An 8,969-nucleotide genomic window follows, 5' to 3' on the forward strand; every position below is an offset into this window, starting at 1 on the left:
GAAGGGTGAAAGATGCACGTCCTAAGCTGTTGCTGTAGTTAGAGTGGAGGAAGACAACAGGGAATACACACTTTAAATGCTGATCAGATTATTATCTCAATTCAGGAGACAGACGTTAATCGAGAAATGTGGCGGCTAGATAGCGGAGATTATCGAGCGCATAGCCAATGTCTAGGGGAAATTTTTCAGCTAAATGCCATACAAGTTCATCTAGTTTTTCGGCGATTTTTGGGGCAGGCATAGCCGGGGAAATAAGCTGAGTTTTAATGGTTTCTATCAAAGAGAAATATTGAAGTTTTGGCGGGTTTACTTCTGATGAATTAGATGGGGTGATGGCATAATTTATAATAAAGTGTATTTTTTCCAAGTTTCGGGTTATGATTAAGCCACGGATTTCTGTGCAAATTTGATTGATGAAACGGTTGGCAACATATTCTTTGACGACTAGGGGGAGGGTGAATAAGGGTTCTTCTTCTTTGATTACTGTTTCAATTAGTGAGCGCCGCCCCAGAGAGTCGATTATCTCGAACAGGTGATGAGTGGTGATGGGTTGCCAAAAATCGTGCTGGAGTTGGGATAAGGAAACGAATTGAGGTTCAATGGCTAACCAGTACAAGGCGTCTTGTTCTAAGGGTGATAAGCGTTGAAACTGTTTCTCTAAAAGGGTCTGAATTTGACCAAAGACAAAGGTTTGGCGGTTTAAGAAGTCGGAAACTCGACCTTGAAATAAGTCTTGAATGGTTGTTGCGGCTATTTTTAGGTTTAAGGGATTTCCTTGATAGCGTTCAACGAGTTTACTCCATTGGTGGGAATCGGATAAGTCTTTGGCTTTAAAGATGTATTGGGCTTCGGCTAGGGATAATCCTTTGAGTGTGAGAGTGCGAATGGGTAGATTGTTCCCAGCAAAACAGTTAATATCTTCGGGTTTTTCGGGAGAGATAATCACGACACTGCTTTGATGGTAGGATTCTCCGATGCGTCTGAGGATTTCTCCATAGCCTTGATAGTCTTGGTGATAACGCCCAGCCAGTTGACCGGATTGGAAAATTGCCTCGGTGTTGTCGAGTAGGAGGAGACAGCGATGGGTTTTCAAGAATTGAAACAGGAGTGAGACTCGGCTATGGAAATCCTCTGGGAAATCATGGGGGGATGGGGAATAGAGGAATTGGAGTAGGTGGGTTAAGAAGGTTTGTACGGGTGGGGGATAGCGGAGCGATCGCCAAATGACATACTCAAAGTGGTGCTGTATGTGTTGGGCGAGTTTGACGCCGAGACTGGTTTTGCCAATTCCGCCTATACCCAGTAGCGCTACTAGGCGACAGTTGTCGTTGACAATCCATTGTTGTAATGTTTCCAGTTCCTGGGTGCGTCCGTAAAAAATGGAGACATCGGGGGCTTCTCCCCAATCGTGGTGATTCTGGGGGGTGGGGTTGGGGTCAGGGGTTGGTTTGAGATTTGCACAATTGGCGGAATGAACCAGGATATCGTTGAGTTTGCCCGGTTCAATACCCAAGCCCTGGGCTAATTTCTGTACGGTTTCCGGTCCAGGTCTGATGGTTTGTCCGTTGAGAATTTTGCTGATACTGCCTTTATTTAGCCCGGTGCAGCGTTCGAGTTTGTTAATTGAGGGCAGTTGTTCACCTAGTAATCGTTTCAGGGCGTTTTGGATGCACTCCGCACGCTGGTGGGCAATTTTTCCTGACATGGTGGTTGTTTTTGAATGGGAAGGTTGGGGTTAATGTTTGACTTTAGACTGTTTATACCCTAAATGGGGTTGCTTGTGACCGTTGCGATTTAGCAACGGTTGCAAGTGCAACGGGTTGACGAATGACAACTTCCCAAGAGCTGTTGAGTGGGTTTATAACTAATTCATCGGCTCACGGGTCATCAGTTCAAGTTTTAGCCCAGACAGGCTAAAAGTCGAAAAATTCACAAATGACTGGCTGCGATCGTTTTATTGATACAAGCGAATAAGCGCTTGACAACTGGAGACAATGACAGCCGAACCCTAGCCAGGTAAACACAACAGGAGATTATTGTTAATGAGTGATTTGTTTGAGCCAAAACTTAGCTTAATCCGACAAACGGACGGAATGTATATCCTCAAAGCAGAGACACAAGTTCCTGATACTTGTCATGTTGCTGGCGAGGCAGTTCAAGAGTTACCCCCCACGGAGGTAATTATTCCTGAAGCACTACCAGTTACTTTACGGATCAAGTATCTTGATAGTCAAATCTGTCAACCTGTGATCAAATCCGTGCGACATCGCATTGCAAATTTGAAACTTGGAGAAGGGAAAGACCAAGTCATCGCTTTTACTACGGTTAATGATCGAGTAGTCGGGTCGGCAAGTATTCGTCTTGAAGATGTTGATAGTGGACAGGAATCAATTGATACATCAGATTGGAAAGCTTGGGTAAACCGTATGCCTGGTCCCGATACACCAGCACTTTTTGTAGAGGGTACAGTAACGCTTCCGAATCCCTGCTACTCTGCTCAGTTGGTGAAGGCAGATGACCAGAAAGATCCCAATATTTTAATGTTGGACTTGCAAATTAGTGAACCAAAACCAAGCGTTTTTTGTATTCAAGTGGTTACTGAGCGTACTGTTCGGTATGAGGATGAAAATTATACAGGAAATCACGAGAAGGTAATTATCAGACTGGCAGATAATTCTAAGATTCAGGTTGAGATTGACACAGTATCTTAATTCAATCTGAAGAACAACTTCCCAAGAGCTGTTGAGTGGGTTCATAACTAATTTCATCGGCTCACGGGTCATCCGTTCAAGTTTTAGCCAAGACAGGCTAAAAGTCGAAAATTTCACAAATGACTGGCTGCGATCGTCTTTAAAGCAAGTTCAGCTAAAAGGAGATTAACTTATGCCTGAATTAATGGAAGGTGCATCATCACAGTTATAGGAATTTTGTTGCCATTGGGGAAACTACAGCCATTCCTTGGACTGTTCAACCCCTTGCCCAGCAACAACTCCCTCAGAATACCAAAATGGGTATCTACGTTATGAGTGGTGGTTTTACGATCACAAACAATGGTTTGCATCCATGTATTGACAACTTTAAGGAGAATTTAAATGACTGAACTATTACCTGGTTCTTCATCATTAGGTCAGGGATTTGATGTTTTTGGTGCCTATGACAGCAGTTCATTAAAAGCACCCTTATTTAACTTTACTGATTTTAATGATGGTACGGCAGTAACGAAGATCGGAACCTTCATCAAACCATGGAATACTCATTACAATCCTGATACCCCATCAGGACAAGGACACACATATGTCTTTTCCTCTCGACAAGAGTATCAGGAACATTTTGACCTCAAAGCCAAGTTGAATGCCAAAATTGGCTTTTTCCGAGGGGGCTTTGATGGAGCCTTTAATATAGACAGCAATAGCGAAAATAATTACAATTACGGACTTTTTGAATTTGAAGTTAGGTTTTGGAATCTCTCAGTTAAAAATCCGGTCTGGGAAAAACTCTCTAGTAACGTCCTTGAAGATCCAGTATTTAACGATTTATGGGACATCAATGAAATTCCGAAAAAATACACCCCGGAAAACGCATACATTTTCTTTCGATTCTTTCATAAGTATGGCTGCCATTATGTGAAGTGGGTTAGTGTCGGTGCTAAACTATATTATTTAGTACAGGTCAAGAAATCTTACTCTGAAGATAAAGCAGATCTGCAAGCGAAAATAGAATTAGAGTACAAAACCGTCTTCAATTCAGCAAAGGGAAAAGTCTCAGGTGGCTGGAATCAATTAGGCAAGGAATGGGCTGAAAATCGAGAAACTCATATTCAGGTTGTTGGTGGTAAAGACGATTTAGTGGCAAAGCTTAGCGGGATCACTCCGGTATTTGGTGAGGCTGATAACTACAAAGAGACATTCGATCAGTGGATTGCAAGTCTTGCTGACAACCCGGCTGTAATTGACTACCAACTTAGTCCAATTGAAGAACTGTTTTCTGGTGATCAAGCCGATCAGATTCATCTAGCAGCGGAAGCATATCTGGATAGTCAGCTTATCGTTTCATCGGAAGGAGGGAGTGAGACAATTAGGCTCAATGGTATCCCCTTAAGAGCGAATATAGAAGGAAGTGACGTAGAAGAAAGTTACGGGATTATTCATGTAGTAATCGTGGATTGTAGAACTCTACAAACAGTTGTCAATCAATCTTACCTCATTAAATTATGGAAATCCCATAATACAGAATACGACACTATCTATGCTGATGTTAGTAAGTATGAAGGAAACAAAAATTACGTTGTTGCCATAGGATTCACAGGAAAAAATACAGGGCAAGGCTTTCCTTCAAATAGGTTTCCTTCACAGCGGTTATACCAATTTCTGCAAAGCTGCGGAGCCAATGTTGAACTTCTCAATACATGGAGAGACAAATATCACTTCAATACAGGTCTTGCATACGATACCATTTCCTTTGCCTTCATTGGTATTTGTGGAAGTGCTCCAAACTCAGCTATTATGCGTTTAGCTCATGGTCGTTATTCTAATTACAGTTTATACGATCCTATAAAACTTCCTCGTGTTGAAGCTAGGGCGTTACTACAACCTGTGGGGATAGGTGACGGAAAAATCTTGTTTAGACCACAGGAGATATAATTGATGCCTCTTCGCAAGCAACTAAAGCAGCCCTCAATTCTATCGATTGGTATTATCCGTCAAGGTTCGAGCTATGGTCGTCTGTTCGAGGCGCTCTATTCTCAGTTACTGGATACCTACGATATTCATCATATTGGCATTGACTATCAAGGAGAAAAGCAGGATCGAGGTTGGATGCTTTACCCAAATCCCATCCGCACAGACATTCGAGGTTGTGAAACGCTCAGAAGCTTACTGCGAACAATTGAGCCAGATATCGTTTTTATCCTCAACGATCTGTGGAAAGTTTACGACCCCCTGGCTGTGCTTGACGAAAGTGAGACCAATGCGAAGATTGTGGTTTGTTGTCCAGTAGATGGAGCTATTGTTGATACCAATTTGGTCAACTTTCTCTCTCGTGTTGACCGATTGGTGGTTTTTACTAAGTTGTCGAAAGCCACTGTCTGCGAAGCAATCAATGCATCATTCGGAGAAGAAGCACTCCATTTGGTTGACAAGGTTGCTGTGATTGCCAATGGAGTAGATAGAACCCAGTTCTATCCAATTGCAGGTGAGCTTCCCTGCCAGGAATCAAGACATAATCGCATATCAGCGCGACAAAAGCTTTTTCCCAATCAACCAGAACTCCAGGATAGCTTTATCGTCCTGAATGCCAATATGAATCAGCCGCGCAAACGCCTTGATGTCACTCTTGAAGGCTTTGCCCAATTTGCCAGGGATAAGGAGCCATCGGTCAGACTGCTGCTTCATTCTAAGTGGCATGAGCCGGAATGCGATTTGATGGAACTGGCGCAGCAGTTCGGTATCAAAGACCGACTATTAAAGGTTACCGATCCAACGCAGTATCCCAGCGTCAGTGACGAAACTCTAAATCTAATTTACAACGCCTGTGAGGTTGGACTGAATACTTCCATGGGAGAAGGTTGGGGATTGGTCAGCTTTGAACACGCGGCTACAGGTGCAGCACAGGTGTTACCCAGACATCGCTGTGGACAAGAACTATGGGATGGTTGTGCGGAACTTATTGAACTGGCTCAGACAATCGCTCGCTCAGAATTTTTCCTGGAGATTCAACTTATCAAAGCAGATGATGTTGCTCAAGCTTTAGAGCGTTTATACCAATCTCCGGAACACTTGGCAGCAGTAAGTAAAGCCTGCTATGAGAATGCCACAAGGGTTGAATATAGCTGGGAAGCGATCGCTTCTCAATGGCATGAGTTGTTCCAGTCCGTTTTAGCGGAAGGATGTACAGAGATAATTTAAGCTTCATAATAGTCGAATCAAATTTCTTAACAAGGAGAAAACTATGCCATACGAATATATTCAGTGTTTTGGATTCTGCATCCAAACAGATACAGCTTATAATCCAGACCTCGCTTCAGATACTAAAGAGGCAATTGCAATCAGAATTCGGGCTTTAGTTAAGGCAGCAAGTATTATTCAAGAAGACTTTTATAGTCGTATCCAATGGCCAGGTTCTTCTCAACCAGAGTGGTCAAAAACATTAAAAATTCTAGTTGCTCCTGAATTTTTTTACAGACCACCAGGAAACGGCGGTGCTTATCAATTTAACGATGAATTTAAGTATACAGTTCAACAGGCGTTCAGTGGATTTGGTTGGCAAGAGTTAAGTGATTGGCTAATAGTTGCTGGGACGATAATAAGTAAACAGCAAAGTAACATTCCGAATCAGTGGGTTGGACACAACACAGCAATTATTGTACGAGGAGGTCAACGAGCATGTGACCTGATTGAAAAGCAATTTGTATCTACAAGAGATGGGATGGAAAAATACATTCACGGAAATTATGAGGCTGCTCTAGGCAATATTGATGTAGCTCAATATATGCAGTCTACTCAACCTATTGTCTTTGACGTAGATGGCATTCATATCGGAGTTGAAATCTGTCTAGATCACTTCAGCGGGGTTCTCAGAAACAGAGGACAACAAGCCCACATCCATCTAATCACAGCTTGTGGTATGCCGATCCAGTGGAATAACGTAATTGCCCCCTTAGTATTCCGTGTGGATGGACAATATAAACTGCAGGCGGGTCTAGCGAATTTTGCCATCCGTAATCAATTTGGTTTGCGATGGTTAAACTATGCTCATGTGGATTATAACAATAAGTTTCAAAGCCATTTAATTACTAAATTGAATAGGGACAATAAAAAGGTAACTTTAGCTGCATTTCCCATAGTGAAACTATGAAAAGGTAGAAATAAATGAATTACAAACTGTTAGCCTTAGCTGGATTTAACAGCCATGTCTAAAACTATCCCAATCGATAAAACCCTAAACTCCGCCAAGACAACAACCTTAGCTCAATCCCAAAACACCACTCCTACCCCTAATTACCCATCAGCCTTTGCTCAAGCACTCAAAGAAATTGGGCAAATCTCACCCCTAGACTTTGCCCAACGCTATCCCCATAACGCCCAATATCTACCTCAACTCACCTGGAACCCCACCACCGCCCAATTCTGGGATCAATTCAATATAGACCCCGAAGAACATAACTCAAACCCAAAGCGAACCACCTGGCGTCTGGACGACTTTCGCTTGAATGACGCCGAACGCGCTATTTTCCAGAAAAATGGCTTTGTAGTGAGTGAACGCCTAGGTGCCGAAAGTTTCGCGACTCTGTTCTATCGCATCTATAGTAACGACTTACCCGTTTTCGTGTCCACCGATGCATTACTTCATGCGTGGCACCGCTCTTTTGATGCTATGCTTGCTGAACTCGAAGAAGATTATCTAGCCGCATCCCTGGACGAAATCCTCACAGGAATGGCAGCCCAACTCTCCAATGCTTAAAACCAGTATGGTCAGGGCATCCTACAATCTAGTCTACTCGATGCCGACTACTTTCTCACCGTCGCCCGTTCTCTGCTGTCGGGGAATCCCGTTAAAACGTCTTTGAATCAGGATACTCGTGTCGCTGAAACCCTGAAAGCCATAGAAACGGAACAACGTCAGAAATTCAACCTCTTCGGGCGTCAGCGAGTAATGGACTTTTCCCAATTTAAACCACGGGGACATTATGAAAATTCGGAGGCGCTCCAGAACTACTTTCGTGGGATGATGTGGTGTGGTCGAGTCGATCTCCGTATTGCGGGTAATCCTCAAGAAGCCTCACCCCGAGAACTCGGTGCAGCAATTGTACTCCACGACTTGCTCAAACAAGCCAATAAATTTGAGCAATGGCAACAGTTTGACCAAATGCTACAAATATTTGTAGGAAAGACAGATTCGCTGACATTTGCACAATTAGACCAACTCTTAACGGATACCTTCATTCAATCTCCAGCAGATGTGAAAGATTTGTCAACATTAGAGCAACTCCAACTCGATATTTCCACTCGCCAACTTGGAGTTCAGAACATCCGCAGTCATGACTATGCATCCCCTCCGGAAGGCGAAAGCATACCCTTACCCCGTTCGTTTACCGTTTTGGGTCAAAAATTTGTATTAGATAGCTGGGTAACAACCAAAATCGTCTTTGATGAAATCCGCTGGAATGGAGAGAAAGTTCAGCGCCGCATCCCCACGAGTTTAGATGTAGCGTTTGCTGCATTGGGGAATAATCAGGTAGTGCCAGAATTAGTTATCCGGATGACGAATTCCCAAGGACACAAATTTAGAGATGGACTCAATTACCAGCATAACTTAGCAGCAGTTAAGACAGTGGTTGACGAGCAGAATCCAGCCGTTTGGGAAGAAAGCATTTACATAAATTGGCTGGCTACATTGCGAGAACTATCTGCACCCACCACAGACGAGAAATATCCCGAAGCCATGCGTACCCGTGCTTGGGCGATGAAGACACTCAACACTCAACTGGCATCGTGGACACAATTGCGCCACGATACCATTTTATATGCCAAACAGTCATACTCCATCAGCGTCTCCTGTTACTACCCAGCAGGTTTTGTCGAACCCAGACCGACGTTTTGGTCTCGCTTTGAAACCATGGCGCGACGAGCCGCTAATTTGATTGAAGAAACCCCTTTTCCAAAGGATGGGCAATATCTACAGCAAAGACAAACCTATTTCTTAACAAATTTCGCCCAGAAGTTAGGAATACTGAAGCAGATTTCCGAGAAAGAATTGGCACAGGAGGAACTAACGGAAGCGGAAACTCAATTCCTGAAAGATATTGTGGAAATTCATCGTGGTTATGCAGGAATTAAACGATACAATGGTTGGTATCCAAGTCTTTTTTATAAAGAACCGGAAGATTCGGATAAATGGGATGCAATTGTCGCCGATGTGCATACCAATGTCCCCGATCCAATGATTGGTGATCCCGGAAGTGTGCTGCATCA

General features: G+C 43.3%; 5 protein-coding genes and 1 pseudogene. 5 read left to right on the top strand and 1 reads right to left on the bottom strand.

What is annotated here, in order from left to right; all coding sequences use genetic code 11:
* Positions 1 to 115 precede the first annotated feature (115 nt).
* Entirely contained in the window at positions 116 to 1,705 is a 1,590-nt protein-coding gene (locus ACLFWI_RS04580; RefSeq protein WP_446411939.1) for an NB-ARC domain-containing protein, read from the bottom strand.
* A 337-nt stretch (positions 1,706 to 2,042) separates the two neighbouring features.
* On the opposite strand from ACLFWI_RS04580, the gene ACLFWI_RS04585 reads away from it, so the two are divergent.
* The 5 genes and pseudogenes from ACLFWI_RS04585 to ACLFWI_RS04605 form a co-directional block, all read left to right on the top strand.
* A complete protein-coding gene (locus ACLFWI_RS04585) occupies positions 2,043 to 2,711 on the top strand; it encodes a hypothetical protein (RefSeq protein WP_446411940.1) in 669 nt (222 codons plus the stop codon).
* Between the two features lie 381 nt (positions 2,712 to 3,092).
* The gene (locus ACLFWI_RS04590) at positions 3,093 to 4,640 is read left to right on the top strand and encodes an MAC/perforin domain-containing protein (protein ID WP_446411941.1); all 1,548 of its coding nucleotides are present in this window, start codon (positions 3,093 to 3,095) and stop codon (positions 4,638 to 4,640) included.
* Between the two features lie 3 nt (positions 4,641 to 4,643).
* Complete coding sequence (locus ACLFWI_RS04595) at positions 4,644 to 5,903, top strand: glycosyltransferase family 4 protein (protein WP_446411942.1); 1,260 nt, start codon at positions 4,644 to 4,646, stop codon at positions 5,901 to 5,903.
* A gap of 43 nt (positions 5,904 to 5,946) precedes the next feature.
* Positions 5,947 to 6,852: a hypothetical protein gene (locus tag ACLFWI_RS04600; protein ID WP_446411943.1), complete on the top strand. Its 906-nt coding sequence runs from the start codon at positions 5,947 to 5,949 to the stop codon at positions 6,850 to 6,852.
* 54 nt (positions 6,853 to 6,906) lie between these two features.
* Positions 6,907 to 8,969 (top strand): annotated as a pseudogene (locus ACLFWI_RS04605) (DUF3160 domain-containing protein); the annotation flags it as partial.

The organism is Coleofasciculus sp. (assembly GCF_046539235.1).
GTDB lineage: Bacteria > Cyanobacteriota > Cyanobacteriia > Cyanobacteriales > Coleofasciculaceae > Coleofasciculus.

Excerpts from the sequence above, each read along its gene's own strand:
- ACLFWI_RS04595 (WP_446411942.1), top strand. The coding sequence starts at position 4,644 with ATGCCTCTTCGCAAGCAACTAAAGCAGCCCTCAATTCTATCGATTGGT.
- ACLFWI_RS04600 (WP_446411943.1), top strand. The coding sequence starts at position 5,947 with ATGCCATACGAATATATTCAGTGTTTTGGATTCTGCATCCAAACAGAT.
- ACLFWI_RS04590 (WP_446411941.1), top strand. The coding sequence starts at position 3,093 with ATGACTGAACTATTACCTGGTTCTTCATCATTAGGTCAGGGATTTGAT.
- ACLFWI_RS04585 (WP_446411940.1), top strand. The coding sequence starts at position 2,043 with ATGAGTGATTTGTTTGAGCCAAAACTTAGCTTAATCCGACAAACGGAC.
- ACLFWI_RS04580 (WP_446411939.1), bottom strand. The coding sequence starts at position 1,705 with ATGTCAGGAAAAATTGCCCACCAGCGTGCGGAGTGCATCCAAAACGCC.